The sequence below is a fragment of the Bacillus coreaensis genome, assembly GCF_050586445.1.
Lineage (GTDB): Bacteria > Bacillota > Bacilli > Bacillales > Cytobacillaceae > Robertmurraya_A > Robertmurraya_A coreaensis.
In genome coordinates this window covers 71,257-96,494 of the sequence record NZ_JBOCCY010000016.1, presented here as the reverse complement: position 1 = coordinate 96,494, position 25,238 = coordinate 71,257, and the positions used below count along the sequence as shown (strand labels likewise).

General features: G+C 39.6%; 24 protein-coding genes. 3 read left to right on the top strand and 21 right to left on the bottom strand.

Translation table 11 applies throughout. From position 1 onward, the window contains the following. Nucleotides 1–138: 138 nt before the first annotated feature. From fabG to ACQ5H4_RS19225, 12 genes are all read right to left on the bottom strand, one after another. Nucleotides 139–879: a 3-oxoacyl-ACP reductase FabG gene (gene fabG / locus ACQ5H4_RS19280; protein ID WP_430776609.1), complete on the bottom strand. Its 741-nt coding sequence runs from the start codon at nt 877–879 to the stop codon at nt 139–141. A 10-nt stretch (nt 880–889) separates the two neighbouring features. Next, on the bottom strand, nt 890–1,792 hold the full coding sequence (gene phaZ, locus ACQ5H4_RS19275; protein WP_430776608.1) for an intracellular short-chain-length polyhydroxyalkanoate depolymerase: 903 nt from the start codon (nt 1,790–1,792) through the stop codon (nt 890–892). Then, complete coding sequence (locus ACQ5H4_RS19270; protein WP_430776607.1) at nt 1,789–2,802, bottom strand: 3-oxoacyl-ACP synthase; 1,014 nt, start codon at nt 2,800–2,802, stop codon at nt 1,789–1,791. Before ACQ5H4_RS19270 ends, phaZ begins: the two co-directional genes overlap by 4 nt. Nucleotides 2,803–2,814: 12 nt before the next feature. After that, nucleotides 2,815–2,991, bottom strand: coding sequence for a hypothetical protein (locus tag ACQ5H4_RS19265; RefSeq protein WP_430776606.1), 177 nt, complete (start codon nt 2,989–2,991; stop codon nt 2,815–2,817). Nucleotides 2,992–3,001: 10 nt separating this feature from the next. Next, a complete protein-coding gene (locus ACQ5H4_RS19260; RefSeq protein WP_430776605.1) occupies nt 3,002–4,006 on the bottom strand; it encodes a branched-chain amino acid ABC transporter permease in 1,005 nt (334 codons plus the stop codon). Between the two features lie 5 nt (nt 4,007–4,011). Next, nucleotides 4,012–4,872, bottom strand: a complete 861-nt coding sequence (locus ACQ5H4_RS19255; RefSeq protein ID WP_430776604.1) for a branched-chain amino acid ABC transporter permease — start codon at nt 4,870–4,872, stop codon at nt 4,012–4,014. A gap of 19 nt (nt 4,873–4,891) precedes the next feature. Then, entirely contained in the window at nt 4,892–5,599 is a 708-nt protein-coding gene (locus ACQ5H4_RS19250; RefSeq protein ID WP_430776603.1) for an ABC transporter ATP-binding protein, read from the bottom strand. Continuing rightward, nucleotides 5,577–6,350 carry an ABC transporter ATP-binding protein gene (locus ACQ5H4_RS19245; protein WP_430776602.1) on the bottom strand — a complete coding sequence of 258 codons (774 nt, stop codon included), beginning with the start codon at nt 6,348–6,350 and terminating at the stop codon, nt 5,577–5,579. Before ACQ5H4_RS19245 ends, ACQ5H4_RS19250 begins: the two co-directional genes overlap by 23 nt. 69 nt (nt 6,351–6,419) lie before the next feature. After that, the gene (locus ACQ5H4_RS19240) at nt 6,420–7,643 is read right to left on the bottom strand and encodes a substrate-binding domain-containing protein (protein ID WP_430776601.1); all 1,224 of its coding nucleotides are present in this window, start codon (nt 7,641–7,643) and stop codon (nt 6,420–6,422) included. 120 nt (nt 7,644–7,763) lie between these two features. Then, on the bottom strand, nt 7,764–11,000 hold the full coding sequence (locus ACQ5H4_RS19235) for an AfsR/SARP family transcriptional regulator (RefSeq protein ID WP_430776600.1): 3,237 nt from the start codon (nt 10,998–11,000) through the stop codon (nt 7,764–7,766). A 22-nt stretch (nt 11,001–11,022) separates the two neighbouring features. Continuing rightward, on the bottom strand, nt 11,023–11,661 hold the full coding sequence (locus ACQ5H4_RS19230; RefSeq protein WP_430776599.1) for a TVP38/TMEM64 family protein: 639 nt from the start codon (nt 11,659–11,661) through the stop codon (nt 11,023–11,025). A gap of 151 nt (nt 11,662–11,812) precedes the next feature. Next, complete coding sequence (locus ACQ5H4_RS19225; protein ID WP_430776612.1) at nt 11,813–13,810, bottom strand: S9 family peptidase; 1,998 nt, start codon at nt 13,808–13,810, stop codon at nt 11,813–11,815. A 202-nt stretch (nt 13,811–14,012) separates the two neighbouring features. Here ACQ5H4_RS19225 and ACQ5H4_RS19220 point away from each other — a divergent pair, with 202 nt between their 5' ends. Then, nucleotides 14,013–14,387: a YhjD family protein gene (locus tag ACQ5H4_RS19220; RefSeq protein ID WP_430776598.1), complete on the top strand. Its 375-nt coding sequence runs from the start codon at nt 14,013–14,015 to the stop codon at nt 14,385–14,387. A 22-nt stretch (nt 14,388–14,409) separates the two neighbouring features. On the opposite strand, the gene ACQ5H4_RS19215 is transcribed toward ACQ5H4_RS19220, so the two are convergent. Then, nucleotides 14,410–14,973: a competence protein ComK gene (locus ACQ5H4_RS19215; RefSeq protein ID WP_430776597.1), complete on the bottom strand. Its 564-nt coding sequence runs from the start codon at nt 14,971–14,973 to the stop codon at nt 14,410–14,412. Nucleotides 14,974–15,165: 192 nt separating this feature from the next. On the opposite strand from ACQ5H4_RS19215, the gene ACQ5H4_RS19210 reads away from it, so the two are divergent. Beyond that, nucleotides 15,166–15,402, top strand: coding sequence for an IDEAL domain-containing protein (locus tag ACQ5H4_RS19210; protein ID WP_119707166.1), 237 nt, complete (start codon nt 15,166–15,168; stop codon nt 15,400–15,402). Between the two features lie 39 nt (nt 15,403–15,441). On the opposite strand, the gene ACQ5H4_RS19205 is transcribed toward ACQ5H4_RS19210, so the two are convergent. The 8 genes from ACQ5H4_RS19205 to ACQ5H4_RS19170 form a co-directional block, all read right to left on the bottom strand. Further along, complete coding sequence (locus ACQ5H4_RS19205) at nt 15,442–16,716, bottom strand: M48 family metallopeptidase (protein ID WP_430776596.1); 1,275 nt, start codon at nt 16,714–16,716, stop codon at nt 15,442–15,444. Between the two features lie 128 nt (nt 16,717–16,844). After that, the gene (locus ACQ5H4_RS19200) at nt 16,845–17,150 is read right to left on the bottom strand and encodes an AzlD domain-containing protein (protein ID WP_430776595.1); all 306 of its coding nucleotides are present in this window, start codon (nt 17,148–17,150) and stop codon (nt 16,845–16,847) included. Further along, the gene (locus tag ACQ5H4_RS19195) at nt 17,140–17,871 is read right to left on the bottom strand and encodes an AzlC family ABC transporter permease (RefSeq protein ID WP_430776594.1); all 732 of its coding nucleotides are present in this window, start codon (nt 17,869–17,871) and stop codon (nt 17,140–17,142) included. The genes ACQ5H4_RS19200 and ACQ5H4_RS19195 overlap by 11 nt, the downstream gene beginning before the upstream one ends. Before the next feature lie 147 nt (nt 17,872–18,018). Next, entirely contained in the window at nt 18,019–18,813 is a 795-nt protein-coding gene (locus ACQ5H4_RS19190) for an ABC transporter ATP-binding protein (RefSeq protein WP_430776593.1), read from the bottom strand. Further along, nucleotides 18,788–19,819 (bottom strand): ABC transporter permease, encoded by a 1,032-nt coding sequence (locus ACQ5H4_RS19185; RefSeq protein WP_430776592.1) that lies wholly within the window; start codon nt 19,817–19,819, stop codon nt 18,788–18,790. The genes ACQ5H4_RS19190 and ACQ5H4_RS19185 overlap by 26 nt, the downstream gene beginning before the upstream one ends. A 69-nt stretch (nt 19,820–19,888) precedes the next feature. Then, entirely contained in the window at nt 19,889–20,881 is a 993-nt protein-coding gene (locus ACQ5H4_RS19180) for an ABC transporter substrate-binding protein (RefSeq protein ID WP_430776591.1), read from the bottom strand. A gap of 176 nt (nt 20,882–21,057) precedes the next feature. Beyond that, nucleotides 21,058–21,834 (bottom strand): enoyl-CoA hydratase-related protein, encoded by a 777-nt coding sequence (locus tag ACQ5H4_RS19175; protein WP_430776590.1) that lies wholly within the window; start codon nt 21,832–21,834, stop codon nt 21,058–21,060. A 57-nt stretch (nt 21,835–21,891) separates the two neighbouring features. Then, nucleotides 21,892–23,445: a fatty acid--CoA ligase family protein gene (locus tag ACQ5H4_RS19170; RefSeq protein ID WP_430776589.1), complete on the bottom strand. Its 1,554-nt coding sequence runs from the start codon at nt 23,443–23,445 to the stop codon at nt 21,892–21,894. A 233-nt stretch (nt 23,446–23,678) separates the two neighbouring features. On the opposite strand from ACQ5H4_RS19170, the gene ACQ5H4_RS19165 reads away from it, so the two are divergent. Further along, a complete protein-coding gene (locus tag ACQ5H4_RS19165; protein ID WP_430776588.1) occupies nt 23,679–24,464 on the top strand; it encodes a nuclease-related domain-containing protein in 786 nt (261 codons plus the stop codon). Nucleotides 24,465–25,238 lie beyond the last annotated feature (774 nt).

Genomic DNA, 25,238 nt, shown 5'->3' with positions numbered 1-25,238 from the left:
TTGGCGAACCAAAAATATTTTAGCACCACGGGGAAGTTTTTTTAATACCACGCTGAAAGCTTTTTGGAACCCCGGGCCTAGCCCGGGGTTTTCGTTTCCATAAAAAAACTAGCCCAAATATTTGGACTAGCCCCTTAGTTACATCATGATTCCCCCGTCAACATGTAGAACCGTCCCATTCACATAGTTGGATTCATCTGATGCTAAGAATAGGTAAGCATTCGCAATATCTTCCGGATTTCCCAGTCGACCAAGTGGGACCATCATCTTCATTTGCTCTAATACTTTTTCCGGTACCTTGGCTGTCATTCCTGTAGCGATAAAGCCTGGTGCCACTGCGTTTACATTGATTCCTTTTCGTCCAAGTTCCTTGGCCCATGTTTTTGTCATACCAACCACGCCTGCTTTGGTGGCAGCATAATTAGTTTGACCAACATTTCCGTATACTCCAGATACGGACGATGTGTTAATGATTCTCCCTTTTCCGTTAGAAACTAAAATAGGAAGTACTGCTTGAGTACAATGAAATACCCCAGTTAAATTTACATCAAGCACTTGTTGAAAATCTTCAACCGCTAACTTTGACAGCATCGCATCACGAGTAATTCCAGCATTATTCACTAAAATATCAATTCCACCAAAGCGACCAACTACTTCCTCCACCATTATATTTACACTATCACGATCAGCCACATTTACTTGAAAAAAAGCCACTTGATACCCCTTTGCCCTTAATTCCTCTGTCTTTGTTTCTCCTAAACTGGCATCGTAATCCGCTAAAGCCACCTTTGCTCCTTCTTTCGCAAACAAACTCGCTGCCGCAAAGCCAATTCCATTGGCCGCCCCTGTAATGATTGCTACTTTCCCCTGTAATCTCATACTTTTCCTCCTAGTTTAAAAACTCTGTTATGACAGCTACTAATTGCTCCAAATCATCTACAAGCGGAGAATGTCCACAATCTGTTAATTCTATAAAGCTAGCATGATCCCCTAGATCCTCCATTATTTCCTTCGCCATGGTTTCAGTTATTACAAGATCACGATCTCCTCTAAGAACCAAAGTTGGAAGCGTTATCATTTTAGCTTGATTTGTTCCCTCTAATAGACCATTATTTTGATCACTAATATTAAAGGTATTCAGTGAATGATACACTTCTGCTAAATTTCTTTGTGTGAGCATATCATCAACGTACTCATCATATTTCTCTGGAACCGGTTGATTTTTTGTATAAATAAGCATATTCCACATCATTTTTAAAAACTCACGATTAGCACTATCATAAGCAGATTGAACAGCAACCGTTCGATTACCATCGTTTTTCACATCTTCATACTTTTGAAAGCGGTTGTTGAGATCTGGTAAGCCGTCACTTGTTGTCCCATAAAATGGATAGCCTCTTGTTGAAGCTGATGCTAGTAAAATGAGTTTTTCACACACTCCCGGGTAATCAGCGACAAACTGCATTCCAACTGCTCCACCAGTAGACCAACCAATAATCGAAAAGTCAGTTAAGCCGATTGCCTCAACAAATAACTTTACGTCATCCGAAAAATCTTTTATCGATCGAATTGGGGTATGATAAGTAGAGCTTCCAAAGCCTCTTAAGTCTATGGCAATGATCTTGTACCTCGGTTCCATTCGATCAATCAATACATCCCAGTGCTTGGAAGAAGTCATATTTCCGTGAATCAATAGAAGGGTCTTTTCCCCGCCCTCCCTTTCTGTGTAGCTCATTGTCTCCCCATTTGACAATTCAACCTTTTTCAATTCTACTAGTCTTTTTACAGTCATCGCTCTTTCCCCCTGCCCCATGTAATGGTCGTTGCTCCCCAGGCGTATCCAATACCTGCACTTACGAGTACAATAACATCCCCATTACGTAGGATGCCTCTTTTTTCAGCTAGTTCTAATGACAAGATTTGATCGATTTGCCCAATATGACCGTATTTTTCTAAATATATAGATTGCTCATGCGACAAACCAAGCTCTCTTAAAACATATTCGTGTGCCGATCGCTTCATGTGTAACAGCCCGACATAGCTAATGTCCTCTTCGCTATAGCCACTTTTTTCAACCGATCGTCGAACGACCTTTAAAAAGTTTTGCATCGACTTTTCTTCTAGCCTTGCTTTCATGCCAACGGGGTCAAGAACATCAAGCTTATACAAGTGTAAATTAGTAGAAGACAATGGTTGCTTTGTTCCACCGGCAACAACAACCACGTCCTCCGAAAAAGACCCATCGGTGATTATCTCTGTCTCGAGCAAAAGGTTTTGATCATAGTTTTTCCTTAATAAAATCGCTCCTCCTCCTGCACCGAGATTAAACATAAACCTTGTTCTATCATTCTCATAATCAATGAAATCTCCATTTCGATACCCACCAGCAAGGAGGACGGTACCTATACTAGAATCTGCCATCATCATACTTTTGGCTAATTTTAAGGCCATCACCGTTGTTCCGCATCGTAGTGCCACATCAAAAGCCCAGGCATTAATGGCTCCAATTTCCTCCTGCAATTTAATTCCAGCTGTCCATAGAGGATATTCTTTATGCTCTTCACCGATATAAATTACAAGATCAATTTCTTCAGGAGCCATATTTGCTTTTTTTAATGCTTTTTTGGCTGCCTTTATCCCCATCTCACATGTATGGTCTCCCATACCTGGAATAGGCTTTTTCAAGATTCCCATTTTATCTTCCACAATGTGGATTGGAATTCCTGCCTTTTTTGCAATTTCTTCTCCACTTATACATTCACTAGGAATATAAGTTGCTACACTCACAATACCCACATTCAACTCACTCGCCCCTTAGGAATTCACAAGTTTTTTCATATATAAATAAACGTCCTCTAATTCTTCAAACCATGTTTCAATATCCTCTTGGACATGAGTGACCTTGATACGCCAATTCTTTTCCTTCGTTTCTCCATCAACCTCAGCCAAATGGAAGCGGACAACAAAGGAAGCGATTTGTTTTTGCTCCATCCATCCACACCTACCCCGCTGCCTTTTCTTTTTTCTTCTGTGTTGGCCTTACCTTTTCTTTCCTGTTAAAGGATAAGTTCTTTAATGTACCAACGATTCCTTTTGGAAAAAACATGACGACAAGGATATACACAATACCAAAAAAGATGATCCATCGCTCAAATATCCAATGCACTTTCGCTAGTTCCGTCAACCAATGATGTGCCATCTCAATTAAACCCGCACCTATAATCGCACCAACCAACGTACCTACTCCACCAATGATGGTCATAAGTAACGCATCAAGCGTAATGTCCATCGTAAAAACACTAGTATTTACAAATCGAAGCGAAACGGCATATAGAATTCCTGCCATACCAGCAATGACTCCTGATACGACACTAGCTATGATTTTATAATTAATCACTTGATAACCTAATGACTCCGTTCGTTGCTCATTATCTCTTACCGCCTGTAATACTCTTCCAAGCGGGGAATTGGTAAATCGACTTAGCAGGAAAAAGATAACAATCATAGCCACTAGACAAATGAGATAAAAATCAAAACGATCCTTTAAAACGTCAGGTACCCGAAATGTGAAGCCGTCGTTTCCATAGGTCATCGCTCTCCACTTTTCTGCCAATACTAAAAACAAGCCGCAAAATGCCATGGTTAGCATCGCATAAAAATGGCTTTTTAATCGCAATGTCAGCAACCCAACAAGATAGCTTAATATGGCTGTTATCACGATGGTGATGACAATAGCTAGTAAAAAATAAGGAACAGTTGGTTCGAATCTTTTCATCATGATCCCAATCGTATAGGCTCCAATTCCGAAAAACATCGCATGACCAAAGGAGACAATTCCTGTGTAGCCTAGTAAAATATCGTAGCTCATTGCAAAAATGGCAAAGATAAATATTTGTGTAAACATTATCATGAAGGAGCGTGAATCAATGATAAAAGGGAGCACAAAAAGTAAAAGTGCAACAGCGGTATAGCAGATTTTCTTTTTCGATTCTGATACATATTTCATGCCCTTCACCCCTTTAGCCCAAATAAGCCTTGTGGCTTAAATATTAGTACAGCTGCCATTAATAGCATATTGACGGCTAATGAAAGCTCGGGAACATAATAAGCCATGAATGAACCAGTCAAACCAACAAGGATGGCCGCCATAATGGACCCCGGAAAGCTTCCCATGCCTCCAATAACAACGACGATAAACGCAAGAATGGCAAATTCCATCCCCATCTCTGCGTGAATGACTCCTGAATAAGGTCCTAGAAGAACTCCACCTAGTGCAGCCATTCCCGCTCCTACCATAAAAACTAGCATAAAAACCTTTTTAATATTAATCCCTAGTGACTGAACCATTTCCTTATTCATCACACCTGCTCGAACCACCAAGCCAAGTTTTGTTTTTTTCAACACATACTGAACAGTCATGAATACCAGCAACCCAACAGCTATAATAAAGGCACGATACTTGATGATAATGATACCGCCAATTTCCCAACTACCCGTTAAATAGCTCGGTGCCACTGCAGAAATTTGATTAGGTCCCCAAACAACCTTTAACATCTCGGAAAGTACAAGCATTAAACCAAGTGTAATTAATATTTGTTGTACATGATTGCCATACACCGGTTTAATAATCCAACGTTCCGTAATAAATCCTAAGGCCAAACCCGTAATAATGGCACCTATAATTCCAATTAGAAAACTGCCCGTTGTGGCATAGATCCATGTTCCACTATAGGCTCCCCAAGCAAATAAACCTCCATGGGCAAAGTTTAGCACGTCCATTAAGCCAAATATGAGTGTTAACCCAGCTGCAAGTAAGAAGATCAGCATTCCTGTTGCAAGCCCGTTAATGGCTAAATTTAATATCAGTTCCATATAGTCCTCCTTTCTATGGCTAGGCAATACCTAAATACTTTCTGCGTAATTCTTCATCACGCTTCAGTACTTCCATCCTGCCCTCTTTAACGGTTTGGCCGTCATCAATAATATAGAAGCGATCACCAATCGTACTTGCCATCATAAAATTTTGCTCGACTAGCACAATGGTGGTTTTCTCCTTCATTTGCATTATGCTCTCCATTACCTTCTCAACAACAATCGGAGCAAGACCCTTACTAGGCTCATCGATTAAGAGAAGTTCATTGTCATTGACATATGCTCTCGCGATGGAAAGCATTTGTTTTTGTCCTCCACTTAATAGTCCTCCTGGTTTATGCCAAAACTTCTTCAAATCTGGAAATAACTCAAGAATATAAGCCAATCTCTTTTTGGTGTGATCATCCTCTTTTTTCATGGCAACTTTTATATTTTCCTCAACCGTTAACAAGGAGAATATCCCTTGATCCTCAGGAACGTATCCAACTCCTTTTTGGGCAATCAGATGTGTGGGAAGCGCTTGAATATCCTCCCCATTTAGTTGAATGGTTCCCTTTGATGCTGGATTCAGCCCCATAATCGTTCGTAAAGTAGTGGTTTTCCCAGCACCATTCCTCCCTAATAAAACCGTGACCTCCCCTTTTCTTACCTCAAAGGATATTCCTTGGAGAATATGGTATTGATCAATATATGTTTCAACATTCTCAAGCTTCATCTGTACGCTCATCGAATACTCCTCCTAAGTATGCAGACTGCACAATTTCATTTTTCATAATTTCAGCAGGCGTACCATCAGCTAGCAATCTACCGTTAAAAAGAACCATGATCGAGTCCGATAAATCCATAATTAAATCCATTTTGTGTTCAATTAACAGAATCGTACGATTTCCTTCTTCCTTTATTTTACGAATTACCTCTAAGATTGCAGGCACCTCTTCTAATGACATGCCCGCGGTCGGTTCGTCTAAAAGAAGGACCTCTGTGTTTAAAGCGAGCAACATAGCAATTTCTAATTTTCGTTTCTCCCCATGAGCTAGATTCATCGCAAGCGTATCCTTCTTTTCAGCAAGAAGGACCCTTTCTAGCCACTCTACAGCTTTTTCTTCTAAATGCTTATATCGCTTAAAATGGGCAAGCATTTGATATCGAATTCCCGCTTGAGATTGGACGGCTAATCGAACATTTTCAAGTACATTTAAACTTGGAAATACATTTGTGATTTGAAAGGAACGACCGATTCCTTTTTGCGTTCGCATCGTCGGAGAGAGCTTCGTCATTTCTTCTCCACGGTAATAAATTTGCCCCTTTGTTGGAGGTAACTGACCACTTAATAGATTAAAAAAAGTCGTCTTTCCTGCTCCATTTGGACCTATAATTGATTTAAAGTGATTTTCTTCAACAGTCAGATTGACTCCATCAACAGCCACATGACCACCAAAAGCAAGGCTCAAGTCACGGGTTTCTAATAACGTTCCCAAAAGGTTCACCACCGTTCGTATGATATGGAATGAACTTCGGCAAGAATTACCGAAGTTCATGTATTGCCATTAGTTCCTAATTGGAGGAGCTGTTTCTTCAGGAGAAAGCTCGCGCATTAAGACGGGAACGGGATAGGAAACTCCATCCTTCTTTTCTAAGCGAATCGCATATAGAGTTTGAAGAGCTTGATGATCCTCTGGTCTAAACGTCATCTTGCCTTTCGGAGTTTCAAAGCTCATTCCTTCCATCGTTTCAATTAACGTATCCGCATTCGTATCTCCCTCTGTCTTTTTCAGTGCTTCAACAATCGCGATTGCTGCACTCATTCCACCTGGCGTAAATAGATCTGGTACATCACCGTTAAATTTCGCTTTGTGCTGTTCTACTAACCAGTCATTAATCTTATTTTGGGGAAGATCGTGATAATAAACAGAGAATCCTTCCATCCCTACTAGTGGTTCCATCGTTCCTAATGCAGCGATATCAGGTGCTCCAGTAGAAATCTTTATTCCTTTTTCCTGTACCTTCATGTCAGCAATTTGGTTCCATGGTGAATTGGCACCAGCCCAAATGACAAATAAATAATCCGGATCCGAATCAATCACTTTTTGAATGTTAGATGTAAAATCCGTTGCTGCTGGATCAGCAAACTCTTCATGCACGATCTCAGCTCCTAGTTTCACTGCTGCTTCCTTAAATGCTTCAACTCCGTCCCACCCGAAGGAATAATCAGGGGCAAACGTAGCAATCTTCACTCCTTTTTTAGCAATTGCAGCTGCGCCAGCAACGGCATCTTGTGACGAGTTTCTTGCTGTTCGGAAAATATATGGATTAAACTCGGAGCCTGTAATACTATCCGCAACTGCCGGTTCAACCACCATAATTTTTTCGTATTCTTCTGCTAATGGTAATACGGCTAACGTATCCCCTGAGCTTGACGATCCTACTAAAAAGTCAACTTCATCTTCTTCTAATAATTTCGTAGCCTTTTGAACGGCTACCTCAGGCTTCGTTTCTGTGTCCTCGACAATAAACTCAATTTTTCGGCCGGCAACCTCGTTTGTACCATCGGTTGCGTACTCTAGACCCAATTCAAATCCACGTAAGGTTTGCTGTCCATATGCTTCTAAACCACCTGTTTGAGAAGCCAGAACACCAATCTTTATTGATTCTGTGTTCTTTTCCTTATCACCCGATGTTTCCCCCTCATTCTTACTAGTAGATTCAGAGTTACATGCAGTGGCAAAAATCGTTACAAATAAGAGCAACACTAAAAATGAGTACTTCCTCATCTTCCAACCCCCTATGTTTGTTTTGGAAAAGCTTTTAAGAGCTTTGATTCCATCTTAAAGGCAGGAAGTTACATACTAGTTACAAAAAAAAAGATGAGGAATGCCCCTCATCTTTTTTGCTTATTCGTTTGTGCTTACAATCATTTCGTACATATGCTTTGTTGGCTCTAATGGAGAAACACCCAGTTCTTCATCTAGGATCGCACAGCATTTTTGGTACCACTTCATGGCAAAGGGACGGTTATTTTTCCGGTAATAGCAATACATCAACAGTCGATACGCTTCTTCCCACGTTCGATCCGTATCAAGTATCCTTTCACACCAATGTATGGCATGGTCATATTCCTCTATCCGTACATGCAGCTGAGCAATTTTCTCAGCCCCTCTCAAAAAGTAAACATGCAGTCTTTCTCGCTCGTTAATGCACCAATCTATAAAACGACGTTCCGGTAGATAGTGGCCATGATATAAATTCAATCCTTTTTGCAAAAATCCTAGCGCTTTTTCTAATTCCCGTTCCTCTAATCCAAGTTGCACCCATTTCTCAAACTCAACTGCATCCACATCGATACCAGCTATAGGGTTTAATCCATAAGATGATCCTTCGCGTACAATAAAATAGGGATTTCCTCTGGCCTTTCGATGGGGTTCCAGCGCATTATTTAATGCATTTAATGCGACTTTAAAATCCCTGACCGCATGCTTTTCATCATGATCAGGCCATAAGCTTTGGTAGATTTCTTCCTTTTGAAACAGATGGTTTTTTTGTGTTACAAACAATTGTAGAAGTTCACGTGCTTTTCCACGTTGCCAGGCTCGATCTTCAACCTCATTCGTTCCAATAAAGACCTTGAACTGACCTAGAGTTTGAATACGCAACGAATAACCTGGGTGTGAGTCAAGATCAACCAATCCCATATCTTGTAATAGCTTTCCAATATATGAATTAGATATTCCTAATTTCATAGCCTTAATGAGTAATGGAGAACACATATGTAAATCTCTTGGTCCAAAAATAGTTTTCTTTTGAAACACAAACTCATAGTTTCCTATCTGTGCCTCATGAATAAATTGAGTCATCTTCTCCTCAAAGTCTTCCATTCTACCCTTTTGATATAAAACGTACGATTGCCAAAAATAGGCGTACATTCGGACATAGTCATCATTACATTTTTTTGATAGTTCCTCTGCTTGGACAAAAAGCCGCTCGGACTCATCATACTTCTCATTATAGACCAAAGCAATTCCCATCGTTAACGTGATTAATGATGAAAGCCATACGTCCTTTACCCTTTCTGTTTCTCTTAACGCTGCATGCCCAGCCTCCAGTGCTCTCTCCAACTCTCCCTCCGTTCCATACAATAAACAAAGTCCCATTAATGGTTCTGCCTTCCCTCGATCGACCCTTATTTCTTCCATAATCGTTAAAGCAGTTTCGTAACATCTTTTCGCTAATGACAAATCATATTTTTCTAACTGTTGAACAGCATGACCCATACGGATCCACCCGCACGCTTCCGAAAAGGCGGATTGACTCGTTATTCCCTGCTGAATTCCATCTTGTGCGAGCTTTTTGGCTTCTTCTCCCATTCCCATAAACGCATGAACAAGGGAGAGTAGAAGTACGGTCTCACGGTGAGATTGCGGCAAATGAGATTTCTGTCCTTCCTCTGACATCTTCATTTCCTCCAGAAGTCTCTTCGCTTCTTTTAATCTCCCTGTGCGTAAAAACAATCTTGCTTCCACATGGCGGTCCACGTAATCCATGCTTAAGCTCTTCGCACGTTTAATCCATTTTTCTGCCTTTTGAGCCTGACCTGAGTTAATAAGGTTTTCAGCGAGCAAGGTGTAAAGTGAACCAACTTCGCTACTATTGTTACAATTGCTTTTCTCACGGTAGTCAATCGCTTCATAAAGCAATCTTTCCGCATGATGTGGCTGAATCGTATCTAATAAAATCTTCGCCTTTCCCTCTAGCGCTTTACTAATCTCAAAGTCATCTCCCTTCCTGCTTGCAAGGGTGTATGCTTTTTCATAGCAGGCTTCTGCTTCCATATAACCTGATCGATATCGAAGGACTTCACCTTGTAAAAACCATAGTCTAGGAAAAGGGTCTTTATGTTCAGCAGGTAACCTCTTTATTCTGTCGTATAAGCCTTCTAGCTTTCCATCCTCTAGCATGTGAGGGCCGAAATCATTTAAAAGGGAGGCAACTGCATCATAGTGGTTCATTTTTTCATAATGGATTAAAGCATACTCCCATTCTTTTCGACTCTCATAGTAGCGTGCACATTTTTCATGAATGGCCACATATGCCAATTGGTTATTCTGTTTCAGTTGTTCTTCAAGAAACTCTTTAAAAAGAGCATGGTAGCGATATTTTTCTAGTCCCATTTTTTGAATGAACAAGTTCTTTTCAACCAATGTGTCTAGCATTGTCTTCGTGCCACGGATCCCCAGGATGGTATTACAAAGCTCTTCGTCCATCTCCTCGAATACACTTGTTTGTTCAAGAAATTGCTGAATGAGAACCGATTGCTTAGCAAACACTTCTTGAACTAAATATTGAAAGAGTTCCTCTAGTGGGAGTTCCTGAATGGAAAGCAAATCTTCTGAATAGGCTCCCTCCTCCTTCACATGCGTAGCAAGAATTCCGATGGCTATCACCCAGCCTTCTGTAATCCGAACAATCTGATTTAACCTTTCTTCATCTAATTCAAGTCCGTAGCTATCTATTAGTAGCCATTCCATTTCTTCTCTTGTAAGAACGAGGTCCGTTTTATTAATTTCAAGCATCAATTGGCTAACTTTCATTTTCATTAACGACTTCCAAAGAGGTCTTGTTCTACTTGAGACGATTAGGTGTAGGTTTCCAGGAATATGGTCAAGCAATAGCTCGCACCAACGATTCACATTATAGGAGTGCTCCACCTGATGGTAATCATCTATAATCACAATAAATTCCTCTTTCATCTCTAACACTTCATTAACAAATAATGAGGTTAGTACATGAAGCTCTTCCTCTCTTACATAACGTCCCATAAGCTCTATATGTTTTGACAACTCTTTGCCAAAGGAAGGATGAATGGTTTGAATGGCTGCTATTACATACTGCAAGAAAGGGAAAATATCGTCATCAGCTGATGATGTGGTGTACCAACAAGCGGTGAGAGGACTTTCACTAATGTATTGTGCTAAAGCGGTACTTTTCCCGTAACCTGCACCAGAATGAATAATCGTTAAAGGTATTTTTGGTATCGCTTTCATTTTATTCGTGAGCTTTGCCCGCCGAATTAGCCCTTCCTTTACTGCAGGGGGAATTAGTTTTGTTTGTATAACAGGGGCAAACCTTTTCATCTTCATCCCTCCTTTTTATTGACTAACGGTCCTTTATTTTGATCTTTTCCGGCTCACTTACTCTCGTTTCAACACGATTGAGACGGGCCTCAATCCTTTTTCCTATAAACCAAAGCAAGACAATAACAAAACCTACGATTGCTGTACGGACAGGTTGAGTAATCAAGGAATGTATATCATATCCAACAAAGCTAATCGTAAAAATCATCACCATTTTCCCGGTCAAAACAGCTAGCATATATTGAGCAATACTTATTTTAGATAGACCAGCTACAATGTTCACAACAGCTGATGGTGTAAAAGGAAAGCATAAAAGTAAGAACAGTGGGCCAAATCCATGGTTCTCCACCCAAACCATTAGTTTTTGTACTTGAGGATGCTTTTTTAAAAAGTTTAATATTCTCTTTTGACCAAACTTCCTAACCAAGAGAAAAACAATTAATGCTCCACCAGATGCACCTATCCAAGAAAATAAAAATCCAAACCATAACCCAAATGCACTCGCATTTGCCATCACAAAAAGGAAAAGTGGTAAAAACGGAAGGAACGCTTCTAGTAATGGAAGTAATATTCCCGGCAGTGGGCCAAAGGAACGGTATTTTTCTATTAATTCCATAATATTTTCAAGAGTAAACCAAGCTTTGATTAATTCTACATCCATTACTTAATCTCCTCACGTAAATAAGCTGCATATTATTCTAACATGGTCCTTTTTTTCATATTGTACACCTCCTAATTGAAAAAGAGAATGGATTCGCCCATTTTATGACAAAAATACCCACAGGACTTGTTTCCCATGGGTAATTACTAGTTTATTGATTATATTCTTTAAACCATCCAAGAATATGGTTTAGTCTCTCGATTCTTAAATTGGGCTTCCCGCTTCTTGATAACTCATGATTCGATTCTGGGAAACGGACAAATTTCGTTTCTTTTTTACGATGCTTTAATGCAATGTATAACTGCTCAGCCTGTTCGATTGGACAACGATAATCCTTTTCACTATGTAGAATAAGGAGAGGTGTTTCAATCCTTTTTACATAGGCGAGTGGGGAATGCTTCCACAATGTATCAAAGTCCTCAAGCTCCGCTTTTATTTGCCATGTGTTAAAATAATACCCAATATCACTTACTCCGTAAAAGCTAATCCAGTTCGAAATCGAGCGCTGCGTCACTGCCGCCTTAAAGCGGTTCGTGTGTCCAACAATCCAGTTTGTCATAAAGCCACCATAACTCCCGCCGGTAACCCCCAATTTATTTTCATCAATATAGTCAAACTTTTTCAATGCATAATCGACCGCATCCATTAAATCTCCATAATCTCTTCCACCATAATCCCCGCGAACTGCATCAACAAATGACTGACCGTACCCGTGACTGCCTCTTGGATTAATAAATAAAACCGCATATCCAGCTGCAGCTAGCATTTGAAATTCATGAAAATACGTATTGGCATACATGGCGTGAGGTCCACCGTGAATTTCTAAAATACACGGATACTTTTCACCTTCATTGAATGAAGCAGGCTTCATGACCCAACCATGTAACTGCCAGTCATCTGTGGACGTAAATTCAATTTCTTCCACTTCCGCGAGGACGACGTCTTCAAGAAATTCTTTATTTACACTTGTCAATTGCTTTAGCTCTCCCGTTGGTACATCTAGCAAGTAAATGTCTCCTGGCTCCGTTGGTTTACTGATTGCAACGACTGCTCGATTCACTTGTCCACCCGTAGTTGCACCGTATACATGCTGCTTATCAAGCAATGCTGGATACAGCTCACCTTCTACGGAACCATAGTACAGAACTGTATTTCCATGATCGGTTGCCAAGAAATAAAAACTCGTACTGTTTTCCCCCCAAAGCAAGCCTGGAGTGACTACCCCTTGATGAAAATCTCCGATTGCGAAGTCTCCGACAAGCAGGTCTGTGCTTTCCGTTAAGCAAGATAATGTTTCTCCTTCAACATCATAAATCCAAAGCTTAGTCAAAGTTGCATTCTCAAATTCTCTTTCGTGACCAAACAGTCCGATATATTTTCCATCCGGGGAAAAGCTAGCACTGCCAAAATAACCTGTACCTTCTGTCACTCTTCTTAGCTCTTTTGTTTTTATATCTAATAAAAAGAAATCATTTATGAACGAAAAATCTGCATCTTCGCTTAAATCAGCTGATACTGCAAGTGTATTTCCATCTGGAGACCAGCTTTGTAAATGGATATCCATATCGCCTGAAGTAATCAGCTGTACTTCTCCACTTTCGACGTTCACAATCGCAACCTGTTTTACTTTTTCATCTAGGAATCCGGCTGCATCCGATTTATACTTCATCTTCTCTACTACTAACGGCTTCAAAAGTTTTGGATTTTCCCCGCTTTTCTCTTCTTTCTCACTAAGTTCTTCCCCAGGTTTTAACCCGGTAGTAAAAGCGATTTGTTTACCATCAGGTGACCAAACCGGATTGCTCACCCCATGAGCTATGTTTGTAAGCTGTCTCGCTTCCCCACCCTTTTTATGCAGTATGTATATCTGTCCCTTACCACTTCTCGTTGAAACAAACGCTATCTTCTCACCACACGGTGACCATCTTGGAGAAACATTTCGCTCCTTTCCAAAAGTCCATTGAACAGGTTCCGATTCTTCTTCGACATTCATGTAAAAAATATTGGATACATACTCATTTTTCTTTTCATCGATTGACGTTTGAATATACACAAGGTCTTGTCCATTGCTTGCTAGTTGCGGGTCTGCTACTGACTTTAGTAGATATAAATCTTCTGCCACTAACGTTCTTTTATTCACCCATATCATCTCCTTCATATTTACTTATGTATTTCGATAATAGAAATATTATTCCTTCTAAAAAACTTATTTTTTCTTTTTTCTTTTCGCAAACTAACGCACAACAACTTTCAAAAAAATCATTAAAGGTAACATCTTGCCTTTCCTTCGTGAATCGTATAAAATAAAAGGGAACAAATGTTCTTATTTTAGTCTGAAAGGTTCGATAATTATGACTAGAATTCCACCGGAAGAAAGAAATATGATTGAGCAGGCCATCTACTTACCAATGGTACTTACCGTTCTAAACCGTGACATTCAAAGTGTTAACACAAGTACGATTAAGTTAAAGGAACCATATCTTCATTTAATTGAAGAAACCATGAAGGTCGTCCAAAAGGAGCTTAGTGAGATTAAGCGCTATATGAGTAAAAATAAAATGAAAGTTTACCAGTCCAATCAAGACGAAGCATTTACGATGTTCACCTTTCTTTATAAAGGATATGAAGAGCATCATAATTATTTTAATCCAAGAATTCGAAACAAAGTCCAAGAACTGCTTGAGTATTATTTATTTAAGCGAGAAAAAAACAAAACAGAAGCATAAAGCTGCTCCTGTTCATGTTGCCTTAATGGCCGTAATTTCCGTAATCCAGTTGGTTTTCTGACGCCCTCATCTTTTTCCCAAAATTCACATACATGGTTCTTGTATCCTCTAGACGCTTTCCTAACTTGGATCGTACTAGCAGGGTTCTTGAGATTTGATTGTGAAAAGAGTTGTAGGAAATTGGAATATTCATGACTTCCTTGTTCGTGAACATGACCGTCGTCTCACTCTTATCACCCTTTTTATAATCGACGATATGCTCATGAGCAAGCCAAATACATTCCGAATTATCGGGGGAAGTGGTTGGAAAAAAACAGATGAAATTTGTAGGGGAAACAGGAATGGGGACCTTGTGTGTAATTCCAGTTAGCTGTCTAACTCCGTCCTTTCTACCTTCATAACTTGATCCAAAAAACTGACAGCTTTTTTTTATGATTTCAATGGGCTTAAAAGGGGAAAGGCAAGTATCTTCTGTTTCATATACCTTTGAATATGTTTTGCACCCATATGTAGTAGGCATAATCACCATCGTAAATGGGTTTATTTCGTACTCCTCTACCAGATTTCTTTGATGCTGCATTCTCATTCTTTCATCTCCTTATCACAATTTTGATTCACCTCCTATCATATCAGCTTGAATAAAAACAATATTAGATTTTGTGAAAAATTCGGAATTAGTTCACAATTGAAACTTAAACTTTCTAAATTTTTTAAAAATTCTGTTGATATTTTCTGTATTGTTAAATATAATATGAAAAAGACATCAGAGGTGATTTCAATGAAAGAAAAATCTTATACAGAGCTAATGAAATCCAGTGCCATGAACCGTAAAAAAGCGAAGGAATCATTTGTGTTAGATTTGTACGTTGAGATGCTGCTGTCAGAATCATTGTTAAAAGCGGAAAAAGAAAAACTAACAAAACGAATTGATCAAGCCATTGACGAAAGAAACAGACAAGAGTTTTTTAAGCTATCAAATGAATACAAGCTGTTGACGAAGAGATTCGGGACTTAAGAAAAAAATGGGGCTCCTTTTAAGGGCCCCATTTTCTTCTTATTGCTGATTTCTTTGCTCAAGTTCATATTCTTCAATTCTTGTAATACGCTCAAGCATGGTTGGATGACCATAACGGAAGATTTTTACAAGTAGAGGTGGATTTACCTGACTAAGCCCCGCTTTTGTTAGCTCTTGGAATGTTCCAATCGCTGCCTCCGAATTCTGTGTCATTTCAATTGCATATTTATCTGCACGCATCTCTTGGTATCGTGACACCGTATTTGAAAATGGACTTGATACATACATCAGCATCGATAACAGCAAAAGAAACAGTGGGAGCGATCCAATATCGTTAACTGCAGAAATTTTTAATGCCTCTCCCCATCTGCTCACAATCGCTCTCATTAACCTCGAGATGATATAAAGTCCTAGCAGGGAGAACACCAAATACCCAGCTATCCCAATATACAAATGCTTTTCCACATAATGGGCCATCTCATGAGCCATGATAAATAGAATTTGATCTTCGGTTAATCGATTAAGAGTCGTATCCCATAAAACAATTCTAGAATTTGATCCAATTCCTGTAACATACGCATTGAGGGCATTCGTCTTTTCGGCCATATTCACTTCGAATACATGCTCCGCAGGAATTCCAGCCGAGTCCGCTATATCAAGGATTTTAGCCTCAAGCTCCTTATTTTTAAGTGGATAGAAATCATTGTACAAAGGGTCAATCACTACAGGTTGTAAAAACATCATAAATAAAGTGAACGGTATGGAAATTAACCAGGCATAAAACCACCACTTCTTACCGCTCTTTCTCATCAGCCAATACAGCACAGTAACAATAAGAAACAAAGTACCGTAATTAATCCAAAAATCAATCAACTCATCCTTCATCCAAGAAGAAAAGGATTGGGTTGAAATATTATATTTCTTTGAGAGTGAATAGCTAACATAGCTCAGTGGAGTGGTAGCTATAAAGGCTGCCACTGACAACCAAATTAAATAAATTGCTTGCTGGAGAATCCGATATTTAGCGGATTGTTCCGACCAGCGCTTGAACGCCTTAGATAAACCAAACAATAGAATAAGCAAATAAAATAACCATTCAATTGGGGTCGAGATAAAAAACAAGAAATTACGAATTTTCGAGTATTCTTCTGATAACATTAACTCTCTTTCATTTAAAAAAGTAGCAGGATCTGCCTTCGTTCCCTGGTATTCAAACGGCAAGCTTGATTGTGAAAAATAAAATAAATACCAGTAAAAAAAGAGTACATATAAACAAAAGGCAAGCACACCGTACAAGCCAATTTTCTTAGCCAAAAAATATCTCCCCTTTCCACCTTGTCCAACCCTTTTGTACTTATTTTAGTTATAAAAATAGGATTTAGAACCAGTAATTACTATATCCCAAAAGATATTAAAAAAACTGTTCCTCCAGGAGAAACAGCTTAGAAAAAATAAGAATACACTGTAAGTACCGTGATTGAGCCAATAACGACTATTATTACATTAGCACCGAGAAAAGCAGCGATAAACGCGGCTGCAGCCCCTAGAACGCCATACCAAAGATCATCTTGAATAAATAGTATACCAGGGAATATTAGTGCCCCAAGTGTTGCATATGGTACGTTTTTCAGAATTCCTTGTAAAAATGAGGGTAATTCCTTTCCTTTAAAAAGCACGAACGGAAGCATTCTTGGAATATAAGTGACTAATCCCATTCCAATAATCATCCATAGAATCTCACTTTTCATGTACCTGCTCTCCCTCCCGTCCCCTTAGAGTTTGAACAACTTCCACTATAATAGCTGATAGCAAAGTGGAAGTGACAATGGACCAGCCTGTAGAGAGGACTTCTGTCATCGTAAATATCGTATTAAAACTCGCTGCTATTACCGCTAAAAAGACCACCTTCACGCTCTTTTTCATCGATGGCACCACAAGTCCGATAAACATCGCATAAAGAGCAACCGACATACTTTCTTGAAGAGTCTGTGGTAGAGAAGCACCAATAATATGACCTAAACCGGAGTTAATTACCCAACTCAAATATGAAACGGTAATGACTCCAAACAGAAATCCAGTCGAAACCTTGCCATCTTTTAATGCGGCAACAGAAAACGTCTCGTCTGTTATTCCAAATGAATAGAGCATTTTAAGTGAAGTTCCTTCCTTTTCTACCTTTTCATTTAAGGAAGCTGACATGAGAAAATGTCTGATGTTTACAATAAAAGTCGTTAATACAATCTCAAATACTCCTGTACCAAGTGTGAGCAAGCTAAGACAAATATATTGAGAAGCACCAGCGAATACAATGATACTCATTAGTACGGTTTCAGTAACCGTAAGCCCTGTTGTTTTAGCGAGTAACCCAAATGTTAACGCAATCGGAAAATAACCAATGCCAATTGATAATCCTGCCTGTATTCCCTTTCGAAACTCACTGTTACTTCTAACAGAAACTACTTCTTCCAAAAAAAATTCACCACCATGTTGTCTATCGACTATGAATCTTACAAAATACATAAAACTGGAAACTCAGGTATCGAATATTATACCTGTACAGATAATATCCATCAACACAAAAAAGAAAACACACAGAGAGTCTCTCTGATGTGTTCTCTATACAAGCACTGAACGGTCACTACTCATTTTAGAACCACGAATACGCTGGAATTCCTCTAGAAGCTTTTCGACAGTTAGCTTTGATTTTTCCTCTTCATTTGCTTCAAAAATGATTTGACCACTATCCATCATAATCAGTCGGTTGCCAAGATCAAGTGCCTGTTGCATATTATGAGTAACCATTAAAGTGGTTAAGTTCGTTTCATTTACAATATCTCTAGTTAAGTTTGTAATAAGTTCTGCTCGTGATGGATCAAGAGCAGCTGTATGCTCATCTAAGAGCAGGATTTTGGGATCTGTAAAGGTTGCCATCAATAAGGATAATGCTTGGCGTTCCCCTCCTGATAAAAGTCCCACCTTCGCCTGAAGACGATTTTCAAGTCCTAGATGAAGCGACTCTAATTTTTCGATAAAAAACTCACGGCGTTTTTTGGTTACTCCACGGCTCAATCCTCGTGCGGATGCTCTCGAAAAGGCAATGGCTAAATTTTCTTCGATTGTCATAGAAGGAGCTGTTCCTGCCATCGGATCCTGAAACACCCGACCAATGAGACGAGAACGTTTATGCTCTTTCATGGAAGTAACATCCTGGCCATCTACCTTCACCTGACCAATGTCGGGAAACATTTTTCCAGAAATAAGGTTCATAAGAGTTGATTTCCCAGCTCCGTTACTTCCAATCACAGTGACAAAGTCTCCCTTATTCAAAGACAAATTCACATGATTAATGGCAATCTTTTCATCCGGTGTGCCTTCATTGAACACTTTATAAATCTGATTTAGCTGCAGCAAGCTGTTCACCACTCTTCTCTAAGGAGTTAGTTTGTCTTAATGCTGATTCAAGCAGGCGTTTTTTCTTACGTTGTCTTTCTTTTTGCTGATTAACCAGCTTAGGAACAACAAGGGCAGAAACAACAATAATCGCAGTAATTAACTTCATATCTCCCGTTTCTAAAAACTCTACTCGTAACGCCAAAGTAACAATAATTCGATAGACAATCGCACCACCGATTACAGCGAAGGTCGCACGAACAATATTTTTCGCTCCAAAGATTGCTTCACCGATAATTACCGATGCCAATCCGATGATAATCATACCAATACCCATTCCAACATCACTGAATCCATTGTACTGAGCGACCAGTGCACCAGCAAAGGCAACGAGGGCATTTGATATACCTAAACCAATTACCTTTAATGTATCCGTGCTAGCAGAAAAGCTTCGAATCATCGTTTCATTGTCACCTGTCGCACGCAATGCAAGACCGATATCTGTCTTTAAAAATGCATCAATCAATCCTTTAATAATAAATGCTAGGATGAGCATAAAAAGCAAAATTCCCCATGTTTTTGGAGTATAGTCGGCTAACCCTATGGAAGCAAACAACGAACCAATTGTCTGATCAATATTTAAATTCGACCAAAAATCCGAAATTTTTGTAATAACCGTTTCCTCTGATAAAAGTGGAACGTTCGATTTCCCCATAATTCGCAGGTTGATCGAATAAAGAGCAATCATCATTAAGATCCCAGACAATAAGGGATTGATTCCTCCTTTAGTGTGAAGAAGCCCCGTCATGCAACCGGCAATAAACCCTGCAACAAGTGCCGCCATGGTTGCAATAAAAGGATTGGTACCTGACACAATTAATATAGCAGCAACTGATGCTCCCGTAACAAAGCTACCATCCACTGTTAAATCAGGGAAGTCTAATATTCTAAAAGACAAGTACACTCCAAGCGCCATAAGGGCGTAAATGGCACCTGCCTCCACTGATGAAAAAATCGCTGTAAACATAGATGCTTCTCCTTTCTTAAATACGGAAGGGCTTCAAGGAATAAATCCAGAAGCCCAAACCAATATTCATTAGTCTACAAGTTCCGCAAGTTCTTTCCACTCGTCCTTTATTTCAATACCCATTTCCTTTGCAGCTGTTTGGTTGATTAATAGCTTTAAGTTTTGTGGATACTGAACAGGTAATTCTGATGCCTTCTTTTCACCTTTTAAGATTTGCGCAGCCATAACTCCTGCTTCATAACCGATATCACCGTAATCAAAGCCGAATGCTGCAAAACCACCGCGTTTAACTGAATCTAACTCTCCTACAAACAACGGTAAATCTTCATCATTAGCTACTTGAATAACAGACTCTAAAGCCGAAACAACTGTGTTATCAGTAATGATATAGAACATATCAGCCTTACCAATTAATGATTCAGCTGCTTGCTTTACTTCAGAAGAAGTAGAAACCGTAGCTTCAGCAAGCTTCAAGTCTGTCCCTTTTAGTGCTTCCTTAACAAGATCGATTTGGGCAACTGAATTTTGTTCACCTGAATTGTAAATAACTCCAACCGTACTACCACTAAAGTTCTCGTTCATAAAATTAACCATATTCGGAATCGCGTCTGGATGTGTATCTGTTGTACCTGTAATATTTTCTCCTGGCTGATCCATAGCCGTTACAAGAGCCGCACCTACAGGATCAGTAACAGAGGTAAACACAATTGGAATTTCATTTGTTGCGTTTAACGCGCTCAATGCACTTGGTGTAGAGTTAGCAAAAATTAAGTCCACTTTATCACCAACAAAGTTGTTAGCAATCGATTGGTTATTATTTTGGTCTCCTTGTGCAATTTGCACATCATATTCCACTTCAAGCCCTTCCTCTTCAAGCGCTTTTTGGAAGCCTTCAAGTGCAGCATCTAACGATGGATGCTCAACAATCTGAGTTACACCGACTTTAAGTGTCTTTACTTCTGAATCTCCATTTGCATTATCTGTTTCTGAAGTACCACAGCCACTTAAGAATAATGCTCCTGCAATCGAAATGGCAGCGAGTGATTTCATTTTTCTTAGCATAATATTTCCCCCTCTTACTCTCTCTCTATACTTTTTTACTTTTATGCTTTCATGCACTAAAATATCTACCTATTATTATATAAGGAGCCGTTCTTTTCTACAAGTCTTTTTTATAAATTTTCTAAATATTTATTATACTACAAAAAAGAACCAATCGATTCGACTGGTCCTTTTATCTACTTTCCTTGAAAATTTGGTTTTCTCTTTTCACTAAAGGCTTGTAACGCTTCCTTACGATCCTCAGTTGGTATCGTTACCTCATAAGCTTTCCTTTCAATCTTTAATGCCGTATTCAAATCTACACTCATCCCTTGATGAACGGCAAATTTCGCTTGCTGAAGAGCAATAGGGGCATTAGCAAGCATCTCATTAGCTAGCTTTAAGGATTCATTCATAAGAACATCAGACTCGGTCACTTTGTTCACGAGCCCTAATTGTTCTGCCTGTTCAGCTGTTATTTTTCTAGCAGTTAATATAAGCTCCAATGCTTTTGTTTCACCAATTAAACGTGGCAAGCGCTGTGTACCACCTGCACCTGGTATGATTCCAAGACTCGTTTCGGTCAACCCCATTTTAGTACCTTTTACCGCAAGACGGAAATCACACGCTAGAGCCAGCTCCATTCCACCACCAAAGGCGTATCCATTGATTGCTGCAATGGTTGGTTGAGGAAGCTCACTTATTTCTGAAAATACTTCTCCGATTTTGTGTACATTTCTCATCACATCCTCAGGTGAGAGGTGTTTTCGTTCCTTTAAATCAGCACCTACACTAAAGGCTTTGTCACCTGCACCGGTGAATAAGACAGCACGAACTTCACGGTCGTGACGTACTTTTTGCACAATTGCCTGAAGTTGCAGCAAGGAATCATAATTGAAAGCGTTCATAGCATCCGGACGATGCAAGGTAACAAAACCGATGAAGTCTTTTTTTTCAAAAAGTATAAGGGACACCGCTCATTCCTCCTTCAATCAAAAAGCAGACATATTTCAGCCTGCTTTTTACTAATTCTATGCTTGAATGATTTGTTGTTTTAACGCTCTTCGTAAAATTTTTCCCGTTGTATTCTTTGGAAGCTCCTCAAGAAAATCTACAGAACTAGGAATCTTGTATTTTGCTAACCGCTCACGGCAGTAAGCAAGAACGTCCTCTTCTGATAGCTCTGTATTCTTCGTTACCACATAGCTTTTCACCGCTTCCCCCTGCTCCGGATCAGGAACGCCAAGCACTGCCACCTCGATTATATCGGGATGACTATAAAGCACTTCCTCTATTTCTCTCGGATACACATTGTAACCACCGACAAGAATGAGGTCCTTTTTACGGTCAACGATATAAAAATAACCTTCCTCATCCTTTCGAGCTAGATCACCGGTGTATAACCAGCCATTCCGAATAGCCGCCTGTGTTTCCTCCGGCATTTTATAATAGCCCTTCATCACATTAGGACCGGAAACGATAAGCTCACCAACCTGGCCGACAGGAACCTCTTCTCCTAATTCATTCACAACCTTGTTTTCCACATGAATAATGGACTGACCAATCGAACCTGCCTTTCGTGGACGATCGAGCGGATTAAAGCAAGTAACCGGTGAAGCTTCAGAAAGTCCGTATCCTTCAGAAATAAGCACGTTGAACTTCTTCTCAAAGTTTTCGAGCAAGGAAACCGGCATCGAAGCACCACCGGAAATACATAATCGTAAGGATTGTAAGTCCTTCGGATCTCCAGCTTCGTATTGGTAAAGGAAGTTATACATAGTAGGTACACCCGCAAATACAGTCGGTTCATATTTCTTTGATAAGCGGAAGATTTCAGCAGGGCTAAATTTTGGATCAATTAGAATGGTTGCCCCACTCAATAAAGGTGCATTAAGAGCGACCGTTAAGCAAAACACATGAAACATCGGAAGAGTTGTAATAACACGGTCGTCCTCGTTCATTTTCAAATAATCGCCTGTATCTTTTGCATTGCTATATAAGTTTTTGTGAGTGAGCATGGCACCCTTTGGCTTTCCAGTTGTACCTGATGTGTACAAAATCACTGCCACATCATCCTCATTAAGCTCTGGCCCCTGATAACTTAAGTCACCCGATGCGAGTACGTTTGTAAATGTATGTAGCTTATCTCCAACCGTTAAGTTGCTATTATTGAGTCCACGTTCCTTACCTTGAGGTGTTTCACAAATGATGTAATTTTCAACCTCAGGCAGTAAATGATGCATTTTTTCTGCAAGTGGAAGTAATAGATCCAGTGCAACAACAGTCTTTACATCCCCGTTTTTAATAATATAGCCAATTTCATCCGGAGTATAAATCGGATTCACCGGAATCACTGTTGCCCCTAATCGCAGTGCTCCGTACAAACTAACAACAAAATAGGGTGAATTCCCCAAAAGTAACGCAATATGATCCCCTTTTTTGACCCCAAGTGACTCTAGCCCTGAAGCAAACTTCGTAATTGCCCCATCCAATTCAGCATACGTACTAGCCTCGTCATTAAAATAATATGCTGTTTTTTGAGGCAATGCTTTTGCTGTCTCGTGTAACTGAGCAGATAAATTCATCGCTCCATCCCCTTTATTTGGTTGTTTTGGTTTGTTCATATGGTGGTCTTAGGTGTGTGTTTGTTCGCATTCTCGTTCTTATTATGAATGATCATTCATTCATAAATAAAAATAAACCACTACTTCCATTATATTGGTTGGTAATAAGGCTTACAAGTGTAAACGCATACATTTACGAATTTTTAGACAAATCGTTTGGGAAGATATACACTGAAAAAGAAAGGATGTGGAAGATGTTACTTAAATCTAGAAAAGAGTCGGAAAACCTATTGTTATATCGCAGTTTATTTTTACGAATGAGCTTGTCTGAAAAGGATGTTTCTCATTACCAACGTCTTGAGAAGGGCTACGCTGGCGAATTGTTATTTGATCAATATATTAGTACATTGACGAATGAGTTTTTACTGTTAAATGATGTTCTACTTGATTCCGGTAATAACCTTTTTCAAATGGATTCCCTAGCAATTTTTCAAGAATCCGTTTTGTTGTTTGAAGTAAAAAATTTTGAAGGGGATTTTTTTGTTAGAGGAGACCGTTGGTATACCTCATCAGATAAGGAAATTAAAAATCCTCTAGAACAGTTACAAAGAAGCGAATCCTTGCTGCGACGCTTTTTACAAGAACATGGCTGTATGCTTCCTATTGAACCAATTTTAGTTTTTGTAAACCCTGAGTTCACCCTCTATCAAGCCCCCATGAAAACACCCATTATCTACCCTACCCAAATCCAGCGTTTACTAAGAACACTCGCCAACAAACCAACCAAAATGACTCACCTACATGAGAAAATGGCAAATAAACTTCTCACTCATCATTTGACGACATCTCCTATAAAAAGGAAACCTGAATATTCATATGAGATGCTGCAAAAGGGAATTTATTGTTCCCATTGCTACACATTTTTCAAAGATACTACAGAAACGAGATTGGTCTGTACATGCGGAACAATTGAAAGTATTGACGATGCAATCGTTAGAAGCGTTCATGAGTTTATGCTGCTGTTTCCGGATCAGTTGTAACTACGAATGGTATTTATGAGTGGTGCGGGGGTATGGTGAAGTCGAAGAAGACTGTGAGGCGAGTGTTGTCACAAAATTTCATAAAAAAGGGATACAAGCAAAAAACTTATTTTACTTTGTATAGTTAAAGAAGTCTTTAAATTTACCTTTTGAACTTTTGCCTTGGGTGCATGGGCACTCAATCATTGTTTCAGTTACCATGAGCTCTTTTTCCCTTGGTCGGCGGGCACTCAATCATTGTTTCAGTTACCATGAGCTTTTTTTTCCTTGCTCCGCGGGCACTCAATCATTGTTTCAGTTACCATGAGCTCTTTTTCCTTGCTCCGCGGGCACTCAATCACTGTTTCAGCTACCATGAGCTCTTTTTTCCTTGCTCCGCGGGCACTCAATCACTGTTTCAGTTACCATGAGCTCTTTTTTCCTTGGTCCGCGGGCACTCAACCATTGTTTCAGTTACCATGAGCTCTTTTTTCCTTGCTCCGCGGGCACTCAACCATTGTTTCAGTTACCATGAGCTCTTTTTTCCTTGCTCCGCGGGCACTCAATCACTGTTTCAGTTACCATGAGCTCTTTTTCCCTTGGTCCGCGGGCACTCAATCACTGTTTCAGTTACCATGAGCTCTTTTTTCCTTGGTCCGCGGGCACTCAATCATTGTTTCAGTTACCATGAGCTCTTTTTTCCTTGGTCCGCGGGCACTCAATCACCATCATCAAGAAATTACCTAGGTTATAAAAACCATTTTTCCCAAATTTTCACCTCGTATGCTCCCCCTC